Source organism: Pedobacter sp. SG908 (assembly GCF_011759615.1).
Taxonomy (GTDB): domain Bacteria; phylum Bacteroidota; class Bacteroidia; order Sphingobacteriales; family Sphingobacteriaceae; genus Pedobacter; species Pedobacter riviphilus.
Genome location: NZ_JAAOYY010000002.1, coordinates 1256515 through 1280713, shown reverse-complemented (window position 1 = coordinate 1280713; position 24199 = coordinate 1256515). Strand labels below are relative to the sequence as shown.

General features: G+C 38.1%; 23 protein-coding genes. 7 read left to right on the top strand and 16 right to left on the bottom strand.

Annotated elements, in window-relative coordinates; genetic code table 11:
• Nucleotides 1-2: 2 nt before the first annotated feature.
• Together FHT21_RS20515 and FHT21_RS20510 are read right to left on the bottom strand one after the other, a co-directional pair.
• A complete protein-coding gene (locus tag FHT21_RS20515) occupies nt 3-1154 on the bottom strand; it encodes a BT_3928 family protein (protein ID WP_167296562.1) in 1152 nt (383 codons plus the stop codon).
• 37 nt (nt 1155-1191) lie between these two features.
• On the bottom strand, nt 1192-1737 hold the full coding sequence (locus FHT21_RS20510) for a DUF1599 domain-containing protein (protein WP_167296561.1): 546 nt from the start codon (nt 1735-1737) through the stop codon (nt 1192-1194).
• Nucleotides 1738-1836: 99 nt separating this feature from the next.
• Between FHT21_RS20510 and folP the strand changes: the two genes are divergently transcribed.
• From folP to cdaA, 3 genes are all read left to right on the top strand, one after another.
• Nucleotides 1837-2688, top strand: coding sequence for a dihydropteroate synthase (gene folP / locus FHT21_RS20505; protein WP_167296560.1), 852 nt, complete (start codon nt 1837-1839; stop codon nt 2686-2688).
• Nucleotides 2689-2825: 137 nt separating this feature from the next.
• Nucleotides 2826-3188 carry a four helix bundle protein gene (locus FHT21_RS20500; protein ID WP_167296559.1) on the top strand — a complete coding sequence of 121 codons (363 nt, stop codon included), beginning with the start codon at nt 2826-2828 and terminating at the stop codon, nt 3186-3188.
• A gap of 125 nt (nt 3189-3313) precedes the next feature.
• Nucleotides 3314-4105: a diadenylate cyclase CdaA gene (gene cdaA, locus FHT21_RS20495; protein WP_167296558.1), complete on the top strand. Its 792-nt coding sequence runs from the start codon at nt 3314-3316 to the stop codon at nt 4103-4105.
• Nucleotides 4106-4415: 310 nt separating this feature from the next.
• Here the strand turns inward: cdaA and FHT21_RS20490 are convergent, their stop codons facing one another.
• The 9 genes from FHT21_RS20490 to FHT21_RS20445 form a co-directional block, all read right to left on the bottom strand.
• Nucleotides 4416-4826 carry a BrxA/BrxB family bacilliredoxin gene (locus tag FHT21_RS20490; protein ID WP_025145566.1) on the bottom strand — a complete coding sequence of 137 codons (411 nt, stop codon included), beginning with the start codon at nt 4824-4826 and terminating at the stop codon, nt 4416-4418.
• Between the two features lie 102 nt (nt 4827-4928).
• Nucleotides 4929-5417: a CCC motif membrane protein gene (locus FHT21_RS20485; protein ID WP_208398995.1), complete on the bottom strand. Its 489-nt coding sequence runs from the start codon at nt 5415-5417 to the stop codon at nt 4929-4931.
• 309 nt (nt 5418-5726) lie between these two features.
• Nucleotides 5727-6161, bottom strand: a complete 435-nt coding sequence (locus FHT21_RS20475) for a YkvA family protein (protein WP_167296556.1) — start codon at nt 6159-6161, stop codon at nt 5727-5729.
• A 17-nt stretch (nt 6162-6178) separates the two neighbouring features.
• Nucleotides 6179-7066, bottom strand: coding sequence for a YARHG domain-containing protein (locus FHT21_RS20470; protein ID WP_167296555.1), 888 nt, complete (start codon nt 7064-7066; stop codon nt 6179-6181).
• A 3-nt stretch (nt 7067-7069) separates the two neighbouring features.
• Nucleotides 7070-7696, bottom strand: a complete 627-nt coding sequence (locus FHT21_RS20465) for a DUF2306 domain-containing protein (protein WP_243854062.1) — start codon at nt 7694-7696, stop codon at nt 7070-7072.
• Nucleotides 7697-7868: 172 nt separating this feature from the next.
• Nucleotides 7869-9386 carry a GH3 auxin-responsive promoter family protein gene (locus FHT21_RS20460; RefSeq protein WP_167296554.1) on the bottom strand — a complete coding sequence of 506 codons (1518 nt, stop codon included), beginning with the start codon at nt 9384-9386 and terminating at the stop codon, nt 7869-7871.
• 158 nt (nt 9387-9544) lie between these two features.
• Nucleotides 9545-10285: an LPS export ABC transporter ATP-binding protein gene (gene lptB, locus FHT21_RS20455; RefSeq protein ID WP_057931148.1), complete on the bottom strand. Its 741-nt coding sequence runs from the start codon at nt 10283-10285 to the stop codon at nt 9545-9547.
• 87 nt (nt 10286-10372) lie between these two features.
• Entirely contained in the window at nt 10373-12073 is a 1701-nt protein-coding gene (gene recJ / locus FHT21_RS20450; protein ID WP_167296553.1) for a single-stranded-DNA-specific exonuclease RecJ, read from the bottom strand.
• Nucleotides 12074-12268: 195 nt separating this feature from the next.
• Nucleotides 12269-13594 (bottom strand): sulfatase-like hydrolase/transferase, encoded by a 1326-nt coding sequence (locus FHT21_RS20445; protein ID WP_167296552.1) that lies wholly within the window; start codon nt 13592-13594, stop codon nt 12269-12271.
• Between the two features lie 112 nt (nt 13595-13706).
• Here FHT21_RS20445 and FHT21_RS20440 point away from each other — a divergent pair, with 112 nt between their 5' ends.
• Entirely contained in the window at nt 13707-14474 is a 768-nt protein-coding gene (locus FHT21_RS20440; RefSeq protein WP_190327485.1) for an MBL fold metallo-hydrolase, read from the top strand.
• A gap of 267 nt (nt 14475-14741) precedes the next feature.
• Here FHT21_RS20440 and FHT21_RS20435 read toward each other — a convergent pair whose 3' ends face one another.
• Entirely contained in the window at nt 14742-15329 is a 588-nt protein-coding gene (locus FHT21_RS20435) for a YceI family protein (protein WP_167296551.1), read from the bottom strand.
• Between the two features lie 408 nt (nt 15330-15737).
• Here FHT21_RS20435 and FHT21_RS20430 point away from each other — a divergent pair, with 408 nt between their 5' ends.
• Complete coding sequence (locus tag FHT21_RS20430) at nt 15738-16055, top strand: DUF4157 domain-containing protein (protein WP_167296550.1); 318 nt, start codon at nt 15738-15740, stop codon at nt 16053-16055.
• 236 nt (nt 16056-16291) lie between these two features.
• Here the strand turns inward: FHT21_RS20430 and gcvP are convergent, their stop codons facing one another.
• From gcvP to FHT21_RS20410, 4 genes are all read right to left on the bottom strand, one after another.
• Nucleotides 16292-19168: an aminomethyl-transferring glycine dehydrogenase gene (gcvP, locus tag FHT21_RS20425; protein WP_167296549.1), complete on the bottom strand. Its 2877-nt coding sequence runs from the start codon at nt 19166-19168 to the stop codon at nt 16292-16294.
• A 368-nt stretch (nt 19169-19536) separates the two neighbouring features.
• Nucleotides 19537-20100 (bottom strand): hypothetical protein, encoded by a 564-nt coding sequence (locus tag FHT21_RS20420; protein WP_167296548.1) that lies wholly within the window; start codon nt 20098-20100, stop codon nt 19537-19539.
• 174 nt (nt 20101-20274) lie between these two features.
• Nucleotides 20275-21165, bottom strand: coding sequence for a DMT family transporter (locus tag FHT21_RS20415; RefSeq protein ID WP_167296547.1), 891 nt, complete (start codon nt 21163-21165; stop codon nt 20275-20277).
• Between the two features lie 129 nt (nt 21166-21294).
• Nucleotides 21295-22011, bottom strand: a complete 717-nt coding sequence (locus tag FHT21_RS20410; RefSeq protein WP_167296546.1) for a pyridoxine 5'-phosphate synthase — start codon at nt 22009-22011, stop codon at nt 21295-21297.
• 83 nt (nt 22012-22094) lie between these two features.
• Here FHT21_RS20410 and FHT21_RS20405 point away from each other — a divergent pair, with 83 nt between their 5' ends.
• Nucleotides 22095-23732 (top strand): glycosyltransferase family 39 protein, encoded by a 1638-nt coding sequence (locus FHT21_RS20405; protein WP_167296545.1) that lies wholly within the window; start codon nt 22095-22097, stop codon nt 23730-23732.
• A 4-nt stretch (nt 23733-23736) separates the two neighbouring features.
• Nucleotides 23737-24117: a GtrA family protein gene (locus FHT21_RS20400; RefSeq protein ID WP_167296544.1), complete on the top strand. Its 381-nt coding sequence runs from the start codon at nt 23737-23739 to the stop codon at nt 24115-24117.
• Nucleotides 24118-24199: the final 82 nt, after the last annotated feature.

Below are 24199 nucleotides of genomic sequence, written 5' to 3'. Positions count from 1 at the left end.
ATTTATTTATCGAAATATTTTCGGCTGAGTTGGTCGAAGGTGGGAACGTTATGAAAATGCCATTTATTGATCACTACTCCGTTCTTCATCAATAAAACACCAGGATTTGCTCTTACCATACTTTTTAAGGGTACGGCATCGGCATAAAAAACCTCCGAAAACAGATTGTTCTTTTTGATAAAGGCCTGTGCATCCTGAGCCGAATTGGAAGTAAGCAATACCGTACGGATATTAAACTGCTGCGTAGCGTTTAAGGCCAAGGCGTTTAGTTTACCAATAGCCGCTTCATTGGTTGAATGAAGATCGTAAGCCACAAAAATTAAATTATAGTATGGATTTTCGATCAGTTCTTTGGTATAATCAGTGCCCGAAGCATCAGTAATGTTCAGGTCTTTGATTTTAGGCTCAAAGCCTTTTTTAACGAGTCTTTTAGCCGGTTCACCAATAATTTCCCAATTGTTATCTTTCCAGATCTCTGTTTTAAGATAGGCTTTATCGCTCATATCTTTCTCTTCATTGGTTTTCTTGTTCTTGAGGTGATACATGATCTCAAATTCATCTGGTTTTTCTCCCGGAGGAATCACCATTAATGATGGAAGATGTGCACCAACCTTATAAGGCAGAAAATCGATAATCGGCAAAACATTGTAAGTATACAAGCCAAAACCTAATGAAACAGCCGTTACGGCAATAGCAATATTTCTTTGAATAGTTTCTTTTTTGAATAAAGGCTGGATCAGGTTCTTGTTTAAGAAAATAACAATGATCAGCGCCAACAGGATCAGGTCTTTACTGAACGATTGCCAAGGGGTAAGTGGAATGGCATCGCCAAAACAGCCACAACTGGTCACTACTTTGAACGCTGCAGATATGAATGTTAGCAAGGTAAAAAAGATAATGAGAAGCAATAAACCCCAGGCTACTTTTTTACTCCAGAAACCCAATAGCAATAAGGCGCCGAGAACAATTTCTAAAGTACAAAGTAAAATGGCAATACCAGTGGCCATCCCACTCAGGAAATTCATGTGAAAAACTTCAAAATATTCCTGTAGTTTATAGCCAAAGCCAAGTGGATCGTTCGCTTTAATTAGTCCTGAAAATATGAATAAAGCACCGACAAAAATCCTGGAGAATCTTAAAAGTATGTTTCGCATCTGTATGTATCTAATTTTTTAAAGGCTATTACGCTATTTATTTAACACCGAGTTTAATCAGCGCGAAAACCGAATAGTTCAGCATATCCTGATAATTCGCATTAACACCTTCTGAAGCCAGGGTTTGTCCTTCGTTATCTTCTATCTGTTTAACCCTAAAAATTTTCATCAAAATCAAGTCTGTTAATGAGCTAATGCGCATATCGCGCCAAGCCTCACCATAATCGTGATTTTTGGCAAACATTAAATCTTTGGTTTCCGTTACCTTTTCTTCAAACCTTTTTTCAACTTCGGCATAAGGCATTTCATTCGGATCATTTTCAGTCAATTCGAGCTGCATCATGGCGATAATACAATAGTTTACAATTCCAATGTATTCAGATATTACACCCTCTCCCACCTTGCTCACTTTTTTTTCCTCCAAAGTACGGATGCGCTGCGCTTTAATAAAAATCTGATCAGTGATCGAACTTGGCCTCAATATCCGCCATGCAGTACCATAATCTTTAGTCTTTTTTAAAAATAATGATCTGCAAACTGCAATCACTTCATCAAATTCGGTAGAGGTATTTGTTTGTGCCAAAGCCAATAATTATTTAGTTTTTAGTGTATTTTTGTCATGAAAAAACAAAAGCTAAAGATACATTTTTAAAGCGAAACCCAAATCCCGAAAGGGTTTATTATGGCAGAAAAAAACTTTTTTGAGCCCAGAGAAAGCTTAAACATTAAAGGTAAGCTTATCGATTTAAGCAGCCCAAAAGTAATGGGTATTTTAAATATCACCCCCGATTCTTTTTACAGTAATAGCCGCACAAAATCGATTGACGAAGCTTTAACCAAAGCAGCCCAATTTCTAGATGAGGGTGCTACATTTATTGATATCGGCGGATACTCATCAAGACCTGGCGCTAAAGACATTTCTACCAGTGAAGAGGTTGACCGTTTGGTGCCCGTGGTGGAAAGTTTGGTAAAAGCATTTCCTGAAGCGGTTATTTCTATCGATACTTTCAGGGCGAAAGTTGCTCAGGAAACCATTTCTGCCGGAGCGCATATCATTAACGATATTGCCGCTGGTGATATGGATGAGCAGATGTTCGAGACAGTAGCCAAACTGCAGGTACCTTACATCATTATGCACATGCAAGGTACGCCTCAAAATATGCAGCAAAATCCGGTTTATAACAATGTACTGCTAGATGTAATTGATTATCTGGCGAAAAAAGTTGCCGCCCTTAAAGCCCTACACATCCATGATGTAATTATCGACCCTGGTTTTGGCTTCGGAAAAACGATCGAGCATAATTACGGACTACTTAAGCAGATGGAGGCTTTTAAAATTTTCAAACTTCCTGTTTTAGTGGGTTTCTCGCGTAAAGGAATGATTTATAAAACGCTTGGTACTACTGCAGCAGAAGCGCTGAACGGAACCACCGTACTTAATACTATTGCGCTGCAAAAAGGAGCCGGGATTTTAAGGGTACATGATGTAAAAGAAGCGGTGGAGTGTGTGAAGTTAGTTGGGATGTTGGGCTAGGCGGATATGTGGTTAATCGGTTAACTGTTTGAATTGGTTAATCGTACAAATAGCAAATTGCCTACGTCTGGTAACTTCAATAATTTGTTAAATTGCAATTGCGCTTCTGTCCTTGATATAATCTAAACTTAATTGTGATGCATATTTACTCATTTGAAAAATTAGAGACCTGGCAAAAAGCCAGGCTGCTCAGAAAAGACATTTATAATTTGACCAGGAAATTCCCAAAGGAGGAGGTATTTGGTTTAACAAGTCAGATCAAAAGATCTGCAAGCAGTATTGGAGATTGCTTAGCAGAAGGTTCAGCGAGAATTACGCCTAAGGATAAGGCACATTTTATAACAATGTCTTATTCAAGTGCAATCGAAACCATCAACCATGTTATTGGTGCATATGACCTTGAATATATCAATGAAGAAGAATATATTTCATTTCGACTAAAACTTGATGAATTAACCAACAAATTAAATGCTTTGCGCAAATCGATATTAAAAAATTAGGTTCTCTCCACCAGCCCTACAATTAACCATTTAACCAGTTTAAACAGTTAACCGCTTTTCAACCCATTTAAACAGTTAACCTATCTTGCTTGTAAACTGAAAACCGTTTTACTATCTTGCCAATAATGAAAGGATTAGATTTTGATTTTGTAAAATTCACCATTACCGATGTGGTTGACATTGTGCTTGTGGCACTTTTAATCTATTACGTTTATACCTTAATCCGCAATACCTTAGCTGTTAACTTGCTGGTTGGAATGCTTATTATCGCAATATTTTATCGTATTGTTGATGCTTTGCACATGAAGCTACTTACAGCCATCATCGAGAAATTTATGAGTGTGGGGATTATTGCTTTGATTGTGATCTTCCACCCAGAGATCAGGCGTTTCCTTTTACTAATCGGGAAAAATGCTTTTTTACAAAAGAATAAAGCCTGGTGGGGGTATTTATTTGGCCGAAAAGAGATTGAAAGAAATAATTTAGCCCGTATAAAACCAATTATCGACGCCTGTAAGAGCATGAAGAAAACGCGTACGGGAGCATTAATGGTATTTGTTAAATTTTATGATGAGCAGTTTTTTGCCAATAGCTGTGAGCTTGTTGACTCCAAAATATCGAAGCGCTTGTTGGAAAGTATCTTTCAGAAAAACAGTCCGCTGCATGATGGTGCTGTAGTTATTTCTGAAAACAAAATTAAAAGTGCCAGTTGTATTTTGCCTTTAACGGATAACGACCAGTTACCTTCACAGTTTGGTTTAAGGCACCGCGCGGGTATTGGTGTTTCTGAAACAACCGATGCTGTTGCAGTAATTATCTCAGAGGAAACCGGAGAAATATCTTATGCCAAACAAGGAAGGGTAAGAATGAATGTTTCTTTCGGAGAACTAGAGAAATTGCTCAATAAGGATTTTTAGTAATCACAGGTGAGGATTTATTAGTGTCGTCACCCTGACCTGTAGCGTAACGGAAAGCTACGAAGTAAATTTATTTCAGGATCTAATGGCAGAAAGATGCTGACCACGTAGTAGCTACAAGGCAATTGAAAATAATATTTCTACTTGTAAAATAAATTCAGCATGACGATTAAGTAGAAGATAACTAAGTAAAACCCAATCATCTTCACAAGCCCCATAAACGCAAAATGGTGAATGTTTCCATCCACCATTTCATATAACTTAGATTACCTTCTTATCGGTGTAATCCAATAATCTGTGTAATCAATTTTTAACAGTATTGCTCAAAAGCACCGATCAGATTATCAGCGATCATTTGTGCTGGTCTGCCTTCAATCTGGTGACGCTCGATCATGTGAACCAATTTACCATCTTTAAATAAAGCCATTGCCGGAGAAGATGGAGGAAAAGGCATCATGTAATTTCTTGCCTGATCTACTGCTTCTTTTTCCATACCTGCAAAAACAGTAACCAATTTATCAGGATGTTTTTCATGCGCAGCTGCTGCTCTAGCCGCTGGTCGTGCATTTGCTGCCGCACAACCACAAACCGAGTTTACTACTACCAACACAGTTCCTTCGCCTTTAATAGCTTGATCTACGTCTGCTGCGTTTTTTAATTCTTGAAAACCTACGTTAGTTAATTCCTTACGCATTGGCTCTACTAAATATTCTGGATACATTATCTTAGTTTTTTATTTACAATATCAATGCTACAAAAATAAGAAAATCGAATGGTATGCACCATTCGATTTATATTTTTAAGGTAAAATTAAAATGGTTCCTTATTCTAGACCTTTTAATATTTCTTGCATTTTATGTGGATCACTTAACATCCCCATACCAAATATCACAATGATGGCAACATAATAAAGCAATGATAAAATATTAAGCACCAAACCTATAATTGCGCAAATTCTTCCTGCATTTAAATTTTTAAACGAACTTAAACTATACATAGCAGGGTTAACTGCATACAAAGCCTTGTCTTTTTTACTTAAAACCAATGCAATGATTGCCGGAATCAGCCCCAAAATACCATAGCAGCAGCAAAATGCAATAGAAAGAATTCCTAATACCAGCACAATTGTTGAGTTTGGCAAACTTTGTTGACCAAAACCTCCTCCAAACTGCCCAAATGGTGGCGGTTGTTGAAATGGTGGTGGTGTTATAGGTCCTTTATCCTGTGCTTGAAATGGTGTGGGCTCTGGGTTCTGATCTTTTGAAAGATCAATCGGTTTATTTTCCTGAGGAGTTTCCTGTTCTTCTGACATAGCTGTATTTAGATCAATTGGTGAGTGTATATTTTGTAAATGTAATTGATTAAAATAATTACTGCAACACTTGCGAAAACGATTTTGATGAGCTGTGCTCCAAATTTAAAATCGACTTTGAGGTGAACAATGGTAAATACTATGACAAAAATGAGTGGAATTGTTGCAGGATAAAACTTAAATGATGCAATTAAGTCGCCCCGAAATAAAGCCAGTACCGAACGCTGAAAGCCACAGCCTGGGCAATCGAATCCAAAATGGGCTCTAAACGGGCAGGTAAAAAGATGCTCGCCTATCCAATCTAGAAAACTATGTTGCGGTTGAGCCATCTATATCACCAATAAATTTTCCCTGGGTATCTTTCCAGGCTTTATATTTCTCCAGGTCTTTAATCACTTGTCTGTACACCAGGTTTAGGATATAAATATCATCAATAAAGCCCAGAACCGGCACAAAATCCGGAATTACATCAATAGGAGATAAAAAGTAAATCAGTCCTCCTAAAATGGCAATGATTGATCTTTTAGGAATTTCGGTATAATCGCCGTTCACATAATCTTTAGATACAGCGAACAGCAATACCAGCTTGGCCCAAACCCCTTCTAAATCGCCTTTATTGGTTACCGCCTTACCAAGCGCATCTTTAATCGTATTACTGGCTTTGGTTTTATCACTTAAGATCACCGAAGCTTTGCTTTGCGATTTTTTGAAGAAACCCAATATTTTTTCCCTGTTCAATTTCATAGTTAATCCTTTACAAATTAACGGCCAAAAGCATCATAATTGTCTTCCGCGTATTTAGTAAAACGGTCTAATAACTTGATATTTTTATTTTCTATCGATGTTAAATCATTATCAACGTTGTTTTTAACAGGAACATACCATTCTACAGGATCGAAAAAATTTCTAAAAGTTTGTTTTTTAAAAGCATAACCATGTCTGGCGAAAATGGTATTTTTAATAATCTGCAGATCTAGTTTTCTTAAATTTTTTACATCTTCTTCTTTGAGCACAGTGGTTGAAGCATTTAATTTAAAAATCTGATCGGAAGCACTTCTGTAAAAAGCATTTGCCTCTAGGGTATCTATTTTTCCGTCTTCTGCAGTATCCACTCTTTTTATCATTTTATGATCGCTCCAGTCTACATAACTGCTTTCGCTTGGCAACATTAAGTTAGCATTGTAAGTAAATGCCTTTTTAACGAGTTTAAACTGCCTTTCGGGCCATTTCAACTCGGTTTTATAGGCGTTCCATTTGCCGATTAGGGTATCGCCAACTAGAGTGATTTCAAACTTCCCATCGTACTTATCGCTGCCAGGTTCATCTAATACAAAAGTGATTTTCCCCCCATCGTCAGATAGTTTACCCAATAATGGGCGGCTGTTGCCCGAAACCACACTCTGAGCGATTATCGTATCTTTAGTTATCTTTTTAATATTAATATTGAGTTTTCTTACCGCATCGGTCATATCGCCATCGTATTCCAGTTCATCTTCCGAATAAAAATCGCCCACCCAAAAACCATAAAGTTCTTTGTGGATTTCCGGTTGAGCTACCTCAACAGCCTTTTTTTGTTCATTTGTTTTTTTAGTATCCCTACAAGAGAGCATCAAAAATGGGAACAGCGCTAATAATAAGATCCTTTTCATCAATTAAATTATTTTCCGTTTAATGAGCCATTCGGCAATTAATAAATTGGGTATCCAGCCTAACCAGGCTATAATCTGGTAAACATCCATTGGTGCCGGATGAAATAAATATACTAAAATAACTTTCCACAACCTTAAGGTGATGGCTGAAGTTGCCAAAGCAAAACTGCGGTACATAAACTTTTTATGGTCGGAGATCTTCCGTTTCAAAATAAGAAGAACCGCCTTTAAGGTAAACCAGAACCATAAAACACCTAAAATAATAAATGAGGTTTTAGCTATTAAACCGCCATTTGCAAACCAGCCGATAAAAACGCCAGACGGTGCGGCAAGTAACAACACAAAGCCTGCATACAAGTAGCCCAGCCATTTATGTACTTTGGGATATTTAGCTAAAATTTTAGGATTAAACTGCGTAAAACCAGCCAGCAGCACAAATATGGCACTATAGACATGAATGTAAAATATGGGAAGATAAGCTTTGATCCCTGAAACTTCAGTTTGTTTAATCTGCAGAAAAGACACTTCACTATTTAGTGGGATATACCGTAAAGTAATCTGCACCATTAACATAAAGAAATAGGCAAAAAACAGTAGCCAGGCCACACGTTTATAGCTAAAGCTTTTCATCTATTTTGTTAAACAGTAATAACTCATGATCCTAAGCGTAAATAAGATGAGGATGTTTTTCATTATTGAGCAGCGTTATCAAATATACTAAAGTCACATTGAGCTTTGTTGATTGCCTTTATAAGGTATTCGACAGGCTCAGACTGACATGCCTAAATGAGATTTATTAAATTTAAGAAGACTTCATCATCTCCAAAATATCATCAACATATTTACGCTCATTAGCCAGGCGTGGCACTTTATGCTGCCCACCGAGTTTATCTTTTGCCTTTAACCAATTATAGAAAGTATTTGCGGGTGCATTATGCACTTTAGGGCGGGCCAAGGCCATATCTTTAAAACGTTTGGCATCGTAATCAGAGTTAACCTCACGTAAGGTCTGATCCATTACATCAACAAATTTTTCAAAATCATTGGGTTGCTTATCGAATTCGATAATCCATTCGTGCCCTCCCGCTTTTTCATCTTTAAAGTAAATCGGTCCGGCGGTATAATCTTTTATTTCGGCACCGGTTTCCTGGCAAGCTTTGGTTAAGGCCTGTTCTGCATTGTCTATAATCACTTCTTCGCCAAAGGCATTGATAAAATGTTTGGTACGTCCGGTAATTTTAATGCGGTAGGGAGAAAGTGAAGTAAATTGAATGGTATCGCCGATCATATAGCGCCATAGGCCACCATTTGTAGAGATTACGATAGCATAATTTTTATGCAGTTCTACTTCGCCCAACAATAGTGCTTTAGGATTTTCTTCACAGATATACTCCATCGGTACAAACTCATAAAAAATACCATAATCGAGCATCAGCAACATTTCTTCTGAGTTATCCTGGTCCTGAATGCCGAAAAACCCTTCGGATGCATTATAAGTTTCCAGATAATACATCTCAGCTGATGGGATGAGCTGTTTAAACTGTTCACGATAAGGCGCGAAGTTTACCGCACCATGGATATACAATTCGAGATTTGGCCAAACTTCCAGTAAATTCTGCTTCCCGGTAAGTTCGAGCACCTTTTTGGCCAGTACCATGGTCCAGGTTGGTACGCCAGAAATGCTGGTTACGTTTTCAGTAATGGTGGCCTCGGCCATTCTATCCATCTTGATTTCGTAATTATCCATTAAAGCGATAGACATATCTGGCGTGCGGTAATATTCGGCCCAGATTGGCAGGTTTTTGATCAGTACCGCCGATAAATCGCCATAGAAACAATCTTCGTTTAACTGATTAACCTGGTGGCTTCCACCTAAAACCAAACCTTTTCCGGTAAACATCTGGTTATCGGGGCGGTTATTGCAGTAAATAGAAAGCATATCCTTGCCGCCTTTAAAGTGGCATTCTTCCAATGATTCTGGAGAAACGGGGATAAATTTACTTCTGTCGCTTGTGGTACCCGATGATTTTGCAAACCATTTGATATCAGAAGGCCATAGAATATTCTGTTCGCCATTAAGCATACGCTCAATGTAAGGTTTTAGAGTATCGTAGTTTTGGATCGGAACACGCTCCTTGTATTGTTGTGGAGTTAAAATGGTTTTATAATCGTACAGTTTGCCCCATTCGGTATTTTCTGCACTATCAATCAAATTATGGAACCACTCTTCCTGAACATCGTATGGATATTTCATAAAAAGCTCGATCTGGTGGATCCGCTTTTTCATTAACCAGGTAAAAATTGAATTTACAATTGCCATATTAAAAAATAAACAGCTGATTTTCACCACAGATGTTGACAGATAAACACAGATGTTGTGGTTTTTGTTGCAACAATAATCTGCCCTCTTTACCTGAAATAGTTTTAGCTGAGTTTATCATCTTTATTTTCGAAACCTGTGATAAGAACTGGTTAATATTAAACATCAAATTTCTTACGTTTCAGCACAAAGTTCGATCCAAGATAAACTTTTCTTACCATCTCGTTCTCGGCAAGCACTTCGGGAACCCCCTGTTCTAGAATTTTACCTTCAAAAAGCAGATAAGCTCTATCGGTAATCGAAAGTGTTTCTTGTACGTTGTGATCGGTAATTAAGATTCCTATATTTTTATGTTTCAGTTTGGCAACAATGCTTTGAATTTCCTCTACCGCAATTGGGTCTACACCAGCAAAAGGTTCGTCCAATAAAATAAAATTGGGATTGGCAGCTAAAGCACGGGCAATTTCGGTACGGCGACGTTCTCCACCTGATAATAAATCGCCTCGGTTTTTACGCACTTTATGTAAACTAAACTCGTTGATTAGTTCTTCAAGCTTATCGCGTTGTTCTTCCTTGGTCAATTTGCTCATTTCTAAAATGGCCAGGATATTATCTTCTACAGTAAGTTTTCTAAAAACCGATGCCTCCTGAGCCAGATAGCCGATACCTTTTTGTGCCCTGCGGTACATCGGATCTTCCGTAATGTCTTCTTCCTCTAAAAAGATACGCCCTTCATTTGGTTTGATTAGCCCCACAATCATGTAAAATGATGTTGTTTTTCCAGCCCCATTAGGACCTAAAAGACCAACAATTTCCCCCTGACTTACGTTAAAGGAAACATTGTTTACAACAGTACGCTGTTTATATTTTTTAACGAGATTTTCGGCTCTTAATATCATATATCGATTCATCCGTCATCCTGAATTTATTTCAGGATCTTCAATTTAGATGCTGAATCAAGTTCAGCATGACGATTTATTTTATAGTTAATTAACTTTTATTCCTTTAATATTTAACTGCAAACGTTTCTTATCTCTCCATACGTTTTCTTCTAACGTATAACAAACTGAAAATGGCACTTTTGGTTGTAAAAGATTTTGAAATTCGGCCAACCCGAATGCAATGCCTTCAAAAATAGGCGAATTTTGTTGTTTTATATTAATTTTTAAATGATTTTGACCAACTGCCATGGCATGTTGTGCGAGATATACATTATGGGTAACAAATATAGGCGCCATATTTTCAGGACCAAATGGTCCCATTTGTGATAAAACCCGATAGAATTTACCATCTATCTGCGCCAGTTCGATTTCAGCATCAATCCTGATCATCGGTGTAAGTAGCTCTTCCGTAATACTTGCCGATACAATTTCTTCAAATTTTTTGGCAAAGGCATCTACATTATGTTGCTGCATAGTTAGCCCTGCAGCAAATTTATGCCCGCCATATTGATCCAATAAATCTGCGCAACCGCTTAAAGCTTCGTATAAATCAAAACCAACTACCGATCGGCAAGAACCTGCCACATGCCCATTAGACTTTGTTAATACAATTGTTGGACGATAATATTTTTCAGTTAAGCGCGAAGCTACGATTCCGATTACGCCTTTATGCCAGTTTTCGTTAAATACAACAGTCGTTTTTTTATTGATCAGGATATCACTTTCGCCAATTAAAGCCAAGGCCTCGCGGGTAATGTCCTGATCGTAAGTTTTACGCTCAGTATTTTTAAGGTTTATCAGTTCGCTTTGCTCTAGTGCGTTTCCATCTACCTGGCAAAGTAACATGGCAACCGCATGTTTGGCATGGTCTATCCTTCCGGCGGCATTAATGCGCGGGCCTAAGGTAAAAACTACATCGGTAATGCTATAGTTTTCGGTTTTACCCGAAACTTCCATTAGGGCACGCAAACCTTCGCAAGGGTTGGTATTTAATTTTTTTAAACCATAATAGGCTAAAATTCGGTTTTCGCCAACAACAGGAACAATATCGGCAGCGATGCTCACCATCACCAGATCTAAATATCGCAGGTAAGTTTCTTTGGGGAGCTGATGTTTTTGAGCATAGGCCTGCGCTAGTTTAAAACCAATGCCACAACCGGCAAGCTCTTTAAAAGGATATACGCAATCTGAGCGTTTAGGGTCTAAAATAGCAATGGCCTGAGGCAATACATCCCCTGGTAAGTGGTGATCACAAATAATAAAATCAACACCCAGTGTATTGGCATAATCGATTTTATCAACTGACTTTATACCACAATCTAACGCTATAATCAGAGAGAATCCATTTTCACTCGCATAATCAATACCTGCAGTAGAAATACCATAGCCCTCTAAGTAGCGATCTGGAATGTAATATTCTATATTTTCGGTAAGCTGCGAAAAGAAACTAAAGGCCAGTGCCACCGATGTTGTACCATCTACATCATAATCGCCGTAGATCAGTATTTTTTCTTGCGTGGCCAGAGCCGTTTCGATACGGGCAATAGCAACATCCATATCCTTCATTAAAAAAGGATTATGGAGATGATCAAGATCTGGTCTAAAGAAATCTTTCGCCTGATCAAAATCACAAATATTCCGCTGCACAAGTATCTGTGCAAGTGAGCGATCTATGTTGAGTTGTTCTGCTATTTTAATTACCGTGGCATCATTACAATCCGATGCCAGCACCCATCTTTTTTCCATTTATGCTATCTCCGAACAGTAAATATACATTTTAATTGGATATGGTAGCAATCCTAACTCGGGTTGTTCACCACAGATTTTGCAGAAAAGGCGTACAGATTATTAGAAGTTAAATAAATCTGATTTAATCTGCGTTTTTTATCCCATTAAATCTGCGGGAAAAATTAATAAGGCCACTAAGAACTAAAATCAAATTTATTTAGAGTCCCCGGGATAGGCCTGATAAAGTTTCATCAAATGTGCTTTCTGATTGGCATATTTTGCATCATCAATTAAATTTACACGCTCTGCCGGATCCCATGATAAATTGTAAAGCTCGCTCAGCTCTTTATCATCCTTTTTAGTAATCCTCAATTTCCAATCGCCATCTTTTACACCTTCTAAAACATAATTATGATAGTAGATTGGCCGGTGCTTTTTATGATCATTTTTGTTGGTTAACAAACCAGAGATAGACTCGCCATCATATACTTTCTGCGGAAGTTTAGTCTTGGTCCACTCGGCCAACGTAGGAAAAACATCGAGATTAGAAATGGGTTTGGTTAACTGGGTATTGTTAAGCGTGTGACCTTTCCAATAAACAATAAACGGCACACGGTGACCACCTTCATAGGAGATGCCTTTAGATCCCCTAAAAATTCCTGCAGAACCTACATGGTAAAATTTGGTAAAACCATCATCGTATATGCGCTGTGGCGCATTAATCCATGGACCATTATCACTGGTAAAGATGAAAATGGTGTTATCGGCCTGGCCAGAAGCAACTACCTGTTTCCATATTTCCGCTAAACCTGCGTCTATATCTTCGATCACATCGCCCAATTCGCCTCCTGCAGAAGGTCTTTTTCTACTTTTTTGCGCGGCAAAAGCAACAGGCAAATGAGGCATATTTTGCGCTAAATAAAGAAAAAATGGTTTCTTCTCCGCAGCGCTTTTTTTAATAAATTTAATCGACTCTCGGGTATAAGAACTGGTTAAAATGCTATCGTGCGGTTTATAAATTTCTGGTTTGGTATTTCTGAAAATCTTGATTGTGGTATCGGTTTTTACATAAGGCGCTCTATAATCGTGACTATACAAAAGGCCATAAAATTCATCAAATCCTTTTTTGTTTGGCAAAGATACCCCATAATCGCCCAAATGCCATTTACCCACCAAGGCAGTGGCATAACCCGATTGTTTAAGCAGCTGTGCAATGGTAATTTCATCTTCGGGTATTCCGCGTTTATCGCCCGGACCAATAGGCCATGGTAAATCCATCCTGCTGCAATACCTACCTGTTAGTAACGATGCCCTTGAGGGTGTACAGGTTGGCGAGGTGGTTACAAAGTTTGTGGCTTTTATTCCTTTCGCTGCCATTCCATCCAAAAAAGGTGTTTTTATCAACGGACTTCCATAACATGAAATATCGGCATAGCCCATATCATCAGCCAATACAATAATTACATTTGGTTTTCGCTGTGCTTTTAACGATGTAGAAAAACCGATAGCCAGCAGCAAAATTAAGATTCGAAAATTCATGCTTGAAATTTAAGCATCATATTTTACAAAAAAAGGAAGTATCCAAGCTTTTACTAAAACAAATACTCAATTTTAGATTGTTACCTTTGTACAAACATTAAAGATTTACATTTTGCAAGTTTACACCTTATTCGAAGGAACCTATTCTGTTGATGCAACAAAGAAATTTGTGCCTTTCGACCCAGCTATACACAGTTATAAAGACAGACCCGCATCGCTATTTATCAATGTTCAGCCATTTTTAGTTGAATTAAAGAATGATCTGATTCTTTTTGATACGGGTTTAGGATTTAGTGATGACCATGGGGAGCTGATTTTACATAAAAACATCCGTAATGCAGGTTTCGATCCAACCGATGTAACCAAGGTTTTAATGTCGCACTTACATTACGACCACTCAGGCGGTATGATCCACAAACAAGGCAACAACAAAGTGGAATTAAGTTTCCCCGATGCAGAGTATGTTATTAACCGAGGCGAATGGGAAACGGCTTTTAGCAGCACTTCTTCTTCTTACCATAGCGATATTTTCGATTTTGTGCAGCGCAACGCACAATTAAGATTTGTAGAGGGCGATGGCGCATTGGACGAAACCATTACTTACGAATTTACAGGGGCACACTGCCCTAATCACCAGGTTTTCCTTTTAACCGAAGGCAAACAGAAAGTATTTTTTGGTGGTGATGTATTGCCAGAACCAGAAGAACTGGTTAAAAACTTTATTGCCAAATACGATTTCGACGGCCGCAAAGCGATGGAATTAAGAAAAGAATTTGGAAAAAGGGCCGCAGAAGAAAACTGGGAATGTTTGTTTTACCATGGTAAAAGTGCCGCAACAGGATTTGTAGATGAAGTTGAAGGTGGGTTTAAGATAAGATAAGTCTACCCGTTTTTTACCGCAAAGTACGCAAAGAGGAAACGCAAAGTCCACAGAGTTTCTTTTTACCACAAAGATTACGGAGCTGGGTGCTTATAACTATAAAGCCTCTGTTTTCCTCTGTGTCAAACTCAATGCTCTCGGCAGTAAAAACTTTGTGCTCCTTCGCGTCAAACTTAGCACTCTTTGCGCAAAACTCTGCATACTTTGCGGTTAAACAAAAAAAGCCCCGACAATGCCAGGGCTTTCCTTTTTCCGAGACTGGAAAAATTATTTTTTAGCTACCAATTTAACAGCTAACTCGAAGTTATCATCAATTGCTTTGTCGCCAATGCTATCGAAGAATGATTTAGAACCATATTTGATGTCATATTTAGTTCTATCAACAACGATTTTACCAGCTAAAGCCGAAACTGTACCATCTGCATTAACGGTTACGGTTGCAGGGAAGCTCAATGGTTTAGTAATACCTTTGATGGTTAAATTACCTGTTACAGTTACGTTTGAACCTGAACCAGCAACTTTAGTAATTACGAAAGTTGAAGTTGGGAATTTAGCTGTACCGAAGAAATCGTCTGCTTTTAAGTGACCTTCTAATTTTGCGCTGCCATCAGCATCTTTAATTGAAGCCATATCAATTACAAATGTACCACCAGTTACACTTTTACCATTAACGGCTAAAGTACCTGATTGTAAAGCTACAGTTCCATTGTGAGAACCTGTTACTTTTTTACCAACCCAAGTAATGGTCGATTTTGCTGCATCTACAGTATAAGTTACTGGTTTAGTTGGGTTTTTAAAAGCTGACAATGCTACTACTGCCACTAATAAAAAAATTGAGCTAATTTTTAATTTCATTTTCTGGTTTTTTTAAAATTTGATACAAATATAGATGAACTCCCGATCTCTTGTTGTTGACCTATGTTAAGTTTTTCAAAAATAATCGGATTTATCTAAAATCATTCTATTGACTGTAGAATTGTAACAAAGGTTTAATTTGTTTACTTTTTTATGTGAATTTGCACTAAAGGTGGAGGATAGAAGGTTTAAGGCATAGGGTTTCCTTACCACTGTTAAAAAAATGTAAATATTTATCATGCTTAATTTTATTTTATAATATTCATAGAAAAAATAATATTATATATTTAGAAAATAATATTAAACGCTCACGAAAAATAGAATTTACGCCTCGTTATATTTATTCAGCTTATTATTTATTGCAACAGGCTGTAATTTCAACAGTGCATATTTAAACCGCTAGTAACCATGGCTAAGAAAAATTTACCCGATAATTTAAAAAATGGCATTGAAGCACTTTCGGGCATTTCGATGGATAATGTTCATGTTCATTTCAATTCTGGTAAACCTGCGCAATTGGCTGCTTCGACCTATGCACAAGGCACTGATATTCACATAACTCAAGACCAAGAAGAACATTTACCGCATGAGGCATGGCATGTAGTAGGACAAAAACAAGGTCGGGTTAAAGCAACAGTACAATTAAAATCTGACACAATTGTTAATGACGATGCTAGCTTAGAAAAAGAAGCAGATGAAATGGGGTCAAAAGCGGCTAAATTATAAATAAAGCAACAGCCTAGTTAAATACCGTTGCCCCGATCCTTGCATCTCTAAACCAGCAGCGAAAATCTCTTTTGTTTTATAGCATCTTCAGAGATTGCCGAGTCGTTCCTCCGAAAACCGACACTCATTTCCAAAAAAAATCTGCAAGTTTTATGAAATGAATCCATAAAACTTGCAGATGATTTATCTAAATAGATTGCCACGTCGTTCCTCCTCGCAATGACGAGAAAGGCAAACTACGGAACGATCTCTTCTAAATAACTTTCAATCGGTGGACAAGCACAGATTAATGCCCTATCGCCATGGCTATCATTAACACGACCAACTGATGGCCAGAACTTGCGCTCTAACACATAAGGAAGTGGGAATGCAGCAGTTTGACGGCTATAAGCATGATCCCATTCGTTAGCAGTAATTACCGAAACCGTATGTGGAGCATTCTTTAATGGGTTATCAACTTTATCGAAAGTACCGTTTTCTACCGAAGTAATCTCGTTTTTAATGGCGATCAAAGCATCACAGAAACGGTCTAACTCGTGTTTAGGTTCTGATTCTGTAGGCTCAACCATCAAAGTGCCCGCAACCGGGAACGAAACGGTTGGCGCGTGGAAACCGTAGTCCATTAAACGTTTTGCAATATCTGTAACTTCGATTCCGAAAGCTTTGAACGAACGGCAATCTAAAATCATCTCGTGTGCGCAACGACCCTGAGCGCCTGAATAAAGCACCGGATAGTGTTGTTCTAAACGCGCTTTCATATAGTTAGCGTTTAAAATGGCATATTTAGTAGCATTAGTTAATCCTTCAGCACCCATCATGGCAATATAAGCATGAGAGATAATCAAGATCGAAGCCGAACCCCAAGGTGCAGATGAAACTGCAGAAATAGATTTTCCTTTGTCGATATCAACCACAGCATGGCCTGGAAGATAAGGTACCAGGTGTTTGGCCACACCGATAGGGCCCATACCCGGACCACCACCGCCGTGCGGGATACAGAAAGTTTTGTGCAGGTTTAAGTGACAAACATCGGCACCGATATTAGCCGGACTAGTTAATCCAACCTGTGCATTCATGTTTGCACCATCCATATAAACCTGTCCACCGTTAGCGTGGATGGTTTCGCAGATTTCGATAATACTTTCTTCGAATACACCGTGAGTTGATGGATAAGTTACCATTAAACACGATAGGTTGTCTTTATGTAATTCTGCTTTTGCTTTTAAATCTTCAACATCAATGTTACCGTTTTCTAAAGATTTAACCACCACAATTTTCATATCAGCCATTGCTGCAGAAGCAGGGTTAGTTCCATGTGCTGAAGCAGGAATTAACGCTACGTTACGGTGGAAATCGCCTCTATCGTGGTGATAAGCACGGATAACCATTAAACCAGCGTATTCGCCCTGAGCACCAGCATTTGGCTGTAAACTCATGGCTGCAAAACCGGTAATTTCGCTTAACCATTTATCAAGCTCGTTGAAAACAGAATAGTAACCCAATACCTGATCTGCAGGTGCAAATGGGTGGATGCGACCGAAGTGAGACCAGGTAACTGGGATCATTTCTGCGGTAGCATTTAATTTCATGGTACAGCTACCCAAAGCAATCATCGAATGGCAAAGCGATAAATCTTTTGCTTCCAATGATTTGATATAACGCAACATTTCATGTTCTGAATGGTGCGAGTTAAAAATTGGGTGTGTTAAATAAGCTGAAGTACGTTGTAAAGCAGCCGGGATAACGGTTTCTACATTTTCTACCACTTCAACCTGATCGGCAGCGATAGCTTTAACTTTTGCAAAGATTTTAGCAATTAAAGCCACGTCTTCGAAAGTGCTGGTTTCGTCGAATGAAATAGTTACAACATTACCAACATAGTTTAAGTTGATTTCGTTATCGATACACGCTGAGTGGATACCACCTTTTAAATCGCCTAAATCGAAACGGATAGTATCGAAGTAAGCAGAATTTAACTGTTCAAAACCTAAACCTTTTAAGGTAGAGGCTAAACTGATGGCCAAACCGTGTGTACGTTCTGCAATTGCTTTTAATCCTTTCGGACCGTGATAAGCAGCATAAAAACCAGCCATAATAGCTAATAATGCCTGTGCGGTACAAATGTTTGATGTTGCTTTATCTCTACGGATGTGCTGCTCGCGAGTTTGCAAAGCCATACGCAAAGCGTAATCGCCATGGCTATCGATGGTTACACCAATAATACGGCCTGGGATATTACGTTTATATTCTTCTTTAGTGGCAAAAAATGCTGCGTGCGGTCCACCAAAGCCCATTGGGATACCTAAACGTTGTGTAGTACCTACTACAACATCAGCCCCCCACTCGCCCGGAGGCGTTAATAAGGTTAAGCTTAAAATATCGGCAACAACCGTTAATTTAATGTTTAAATTGTGTAATTCAGCAGCAAAGTTTTTGTAATCGAAAACCTCACCGTTGCCTGCAGGATACTGAACAATAGCACCAAAGAAATCTTCAGTAGCTACGAAATCCAAATGACTGCCGATAACCAGTTCGATACCGTAAGGATTGGCACGTGTTTTTAAGATATCGATCGTTTGAGGGAACAGTAATTCCGAAACGAAGAATTTTTTAGCCGCCTGATTTTTACGCAAGCTGTACTGCATAAACATGGCCTCGGCAGCAGCAGTACCTTCATCCAATAAAGATGCATTGGCAATTTCCATTCCGGTTAAATCGATAACCATAGTTTGGAAATTTAACAAAGCCTGTAAACGGCCCTGTGCAATCTCTGCCTGGTAAGGCGTATATTGTGTGTACCATCCCGGGTTTTCAAATACGTTACGTAAAATTACCCCCGGTGTAATAGTATCATAATAACCTTGACCGATAAAGCTTTTGAAAACTTTATTCAACAATGAAGTTTGTTTTAAAGCACCAAGATATTCAGTTTCAGATTTCGCTGCAGGCAAATTTAAAGGTTGTTTTAACCTAATTGCTGTCGGAACAGTTTGTTCAATCAGCTCATCAATAGAATTTACGCCAACAGTTTGCAACATTTCGGCTGTATCGGCCTGATTAGGAGCAATATGACGATTTTGAAAATCTTCCTTGTAGTGGATATTTAAGCTCATGCGGTATGAATAATAAATTTGCGTGCAAAGGTAGCAAAAATGAAGCTGTATTTCACTATTAATCAGTGTAAAAAAGGCGTCTTATTTATGCTTAAAAGCGACAAAATAGGTAGATTTTATGAGCAAAAGGAAAGACAAACGTTTGTTCAATTTTTAACAAATAAGCGATTATTTGGAAAGCAATGGTTGTGCTAAAATTTAAGTTTGTTCCCGTCATACGTTTCAATCTTTTTGTTACTTCCTGTAATGCTGAGTTAATGCCAACAAAAAGGATTTTCGCTACCACGGATTTAAAAATGTCGGGTACTACAAGAAACATAGGTTGAAAAGCGCAATTAGGTATACGCTTTTATCTTTAGTCTTTCAACCTATTTCTGCACCTTCCAACCTTCATCTTTACTCAACTTTAATTTATAAGTCTTGGTAATGAAATTGCTGTTTTTATTGGCATCCTTATCAAATGGTTCGAAATCGGTTGTATTCATTTTAAGTGATACAGTAACTTTTGCAGTGCTCGAGTTTACCTGAGAAAAATCTACAGGCTTTTCATCGGCTAAAACATATTCTACAACTTTCACTGTTGCTTTATCACCATCCTGCTTTAAAACCAATGGGCTTGCTTTGTCTGTTAAGGTAATCTGGTAAACGAAACTGCTATCTTTTGAAAGGAACTTCTTTTTAGCCGTTTTCAAATCCAATGTCACCAAGCCTTTACTGGCTAAAGTTTTATATTTACCAAGCTCAAACATATCGTTTGTGCTGTTAAATTTTATTTCCCCGAAGTTGAAACGTGTAGTTTTATACTCAGGGTTAGCTTTTAAATAATTGGTGATTACCTCTCCGGCCTCATCCTGATTGATGGTAGTTTTGGTTTTACATCCGGCTAAGCCAATGATGATAAAGGACAAAATATAAATAGTAAGTTTTTTCATGTGTAAATGCTTTAAGCTTTTTAAAGATATTTAATTTTAGTTTAACCGCAAAGAACGCAAAGTTTATTAATCTTTAAGGCTTAAACCACAAAGGGCCTTCAACAATAAATTTCAAAAGCCCTGTTTTGCGTCCTCTGCATCTTCACGCTGTTTCCTCTGCGGTAAAAAACTAGATTAATCTCGCTTTAAATATTTCAGATTCGGCAAAACCATTGCCGATAATATCACCACTACGCCAACCCACCTTAAAAACGATACTTGCTCCTGCAGCACAAAACCCGCCATCATTACGGCAACAGGCAATTCTGCAGCACTTAAAATAGAACTAATGGCCGTTCCTATTCTCGGCACGCCTTCGGCATAAAATAATGGCGGAATAACCGTACCAAAAACCGAGATAATCAATCCCCATTTTAATAAACTACCATTTAAAGCACCATTAAACAAAAATACTGGCGGGAAGATAATGAAGATCAATATACAGGCACCGGTAATCATTAAGGCACTTTTTTGCAATGGAGCATATTCATTTCCAATCCGGCCACTCAGCAGCAAAAAGCCTGCATAAGAAATTGCAGCCAATAAACCGAAACCAATCCCTTTTAAATCCATGCTCTTGATACTTGTTTCCGCCATTCCGCTGGCTAAAACAGTTCCACCTAATACCAATAAGATTGCCAAGAGCTGCAAGCCTGTGGGCTTCTTTTTAAAGATGAGGTATTCCAGTAAAATACTTATCCAGATAAACTGCATCAATAAAATAATGGCAACAGAGTTAGGTACAAGTTTTACACATTGATAGTAAAAAATACTGACCAGACCTGTACAGGCGCCTGAAATTATCATTAGCCACCAGGGTGTTTTAGCAGGCAGCACTTTAGCTTTATAAGTTGCGGTTCTACTTTGGAAGAAAAATAATACCCATAAAATTACGGCCCCAAAAAAAGCCTGAGCGCCTGTAACATCGCCTAAAGTATAACCTTCATGGTAAGCGAGTTTAACAAAAGTAGAGAGGATACCAAAACTACAGGCACCAAAAAAAACAAGGAGAATTCCTTTTAACATAAATTTTAATATTTAACCGCAAAGGACACAGAGCATTTCGCAAAACTGCGCAAAGATTAATTAAAATCTCTGCACATGGCTTCGCGTTTCTATGCGCCCCTTTTCTTTGCAGTCTTTGCGGTTAAAAAACTAAACCAATTGTTGTAAATATTTCTGAATGGTAGTTTCTAAACCTAAGTAAAGTGCATCGCTTATTAAAGCATGACCGATAGAAACTTCCAGCAGGCCCGGAATACTTTGAGCGAAATAATGCAGGTTGTGCAGATCAAGATCGTGGCCTGCATTAATTCCCAAGCCCAATTTGTTGGCATGGTGTGCAGCAGCAATATAACTCACTACAGCCTTTTCGCGGTCGGCAAAATAATTATGTGCATAAGCCTCGGTATATAGTTCAATCCGGTCTGTTCCGGTTTCCGCAGCACCTTCAACCATTTCTACCACAGGATCTACAAAAATTGAAACACGGATGCCTTCCTTTTGAAAAACGGCAACCATTTCTTTCAGGTAATCTTTATGTTTTAGGGTATCCCAACCATGGTTTGATGTAATCTGGCCCTCTGCATCGGGCACTAAAGTAACCTGCGCAGGTTTGTTGGCCAAAACCAGATCAACAAATTTATCTTCCTTACAATTTCCTTCAATATTAAATTCAGTAGCAATAACTGCTTTTAAATCGTAAACATCCTGATAGCGGATATGTCGTTCATCTGGGCGGGGATGCACCGTAATGCCCTGTGCACCGAAACGTTCACAATCCAATGCAACCTTAACCAAATCAGGATTATTACCGCCACGGCTGTTGCGGAGTGTAGCAATTTTATTGATGTTAACCGATAACTTTGTCATGCAGCAAAGATAATGCTTTGCCCCTGTTAATCTTAAACCTTGAAAAAATTTGACTTTTTTTTGCTCATATTTGCTTCCTGTAAATGGATTTGAAAGACACCGCCTTATATAAAATTTTAATTGTCCTGATTGCACTGGTTAGTGTTTTGGCGCTTTTTGGTGGCGTAATGGAACCCGATTCTGCGCTTTATGCGTCTATAGCCAAAAACATGGTGCTTAGGAACGATTGGGTAAACATTTATGTACGCGGTGCCGATTGGCTGGATAAACCACATTTAACCTTTTGGTTGGCCGCAGCATCATTTAAAATTTTCGGCATTACAGCCTTCGCTTATAAACTTCCATCCTTTTTATTCGGATTATTAGGTGCCTGGTATGTCTACAAACTCGCAAGAGATATCTATGGCGAAAAAACAGGATTAATCAGTACACTGATTTTTTTAAGTTCGTTGCATATCCTCATTTCTACTTTTGACGTCCGGGCAGAGGTTTATATCACCACATTTACGTTGGCGGCTATTTATCATTATTATAAAGCACATTACCACGCTTTCTGGCATATTGTTGCAGGTTCTTTTTTCGCAGCCTGCGCAATTATGATTAAAGGCATATTCGTATTGATTCCTGTTTTTGGAGGCTTTATTATCTATTGGCTATTAACCAGGCAGTTTAAACAGTTGTTGAAACTAAAATGGTGGCTGGCCATTGTACTGATTTTCATTTTTATTATTCCAGAGCTATATACTTTATACGTTCAGTTTGACTTACATCCTGAAAAAGTAGTGTTCGGAAAAACCGGCGTTTCCGGCTTAAAATTCTTCTTCTGGGACAGCCAATTCGGTCGTTTTTTCAACAATGGCCCAATTAAAGGCAAAGGAGATATTTCATTCTTTTTGCACACCACGCTTTGGGCATTTTTACCATGGAGTATACTATTTTATACAGCAGTGGTAAATCTTTTCAAAAAGAGAAACAGGATTGATTTACCAGCTGAAAGCATCATGATCTGGACCAGCGCTGCGATAACATTCCTATTGTTTTCATTATCCAAATTTCAATTACCGCATTATATCCTGATTATCCTGCCTCAGTTTGCCATTATTACGGCATGGTATGTACAAAAGCTTAATGGAAAGAGTTTAAGTATTTTTTCGAGCATCCAAACAACATTATCCGTTTTAATTGTGATATTATTGAGCATTTTGGCCATACTCTTTAAATTTCAGGATTACCACTTGGCTATTGCAATCATTATCATTGTACTTGTTACCTCTTTTATCCTTTTCAAAGGATTAAAAACGGAAACACTGATTGGCCGCTCCTTATTAACTTCGGTAGGTTTAATGATATTTCTTTCATCTTTCTTTTATCCCGCACTTTTAAAATACGAAGCTGGTATGCAAGCAGGTTTATGGCTGAAAGAAAATTATCCGGGGACAAAACCCATGGTACTTATTTACAGCGACGCATACTCCTTTGATTTTTACGCCAAAGATGAGCCTAAATATTTCTGGAGTTATGAAGAACTGGAGAAAGTTAATCCAAAGGGATTAATTCTATTTGTTGATAAAAGGGACATAGACAATGTAAGATTTAAGTATCCCGCAAAAATATTACAGGATTTTAGATATTTCCATACGACTAAATTGACACCAAAATTTTTAAATTCAAACACAAGAGAAGAAGTACTAGAACATTTCTTTCTGATAAAAATACTTTAACGTGATGGATTTATTTTTCCGCATCTTAAAATTTGGATTGACAGGTTTCCTCGGGATGGCGATTGATTTCGGTGCCACCTGGCTGTGCAAGGAGAAAATCAAGATAAACAAATATATTTCTAATGCCATCGGTTTTACTTTAGCCGTAACCAATAATTACCTGATTAACCGGGTTTGGACTTTCGAAAGCACCAATACGCATTGGGCAACCGAGTTTAGTAAGTTTTTAGTGGTAAGTTTAATCGGCCTAGGGTTAAACACCTTTATCATTTATCTTTTTCATCAGCGGAAAAACGGAACCAATTTTTACTTAGCCAAATTCTTCGCCATTGTAATCGTCTTTGTTTGGAATTTCCTCGCGAATATGTTGTTTACTTTTAGATAGAAAAGTTTTGGTATACTTTTAAAATAGATGCTGAAACAAGTTCAGGACAACGCTTGATTTAGAAGACTTAATTATGCAACTT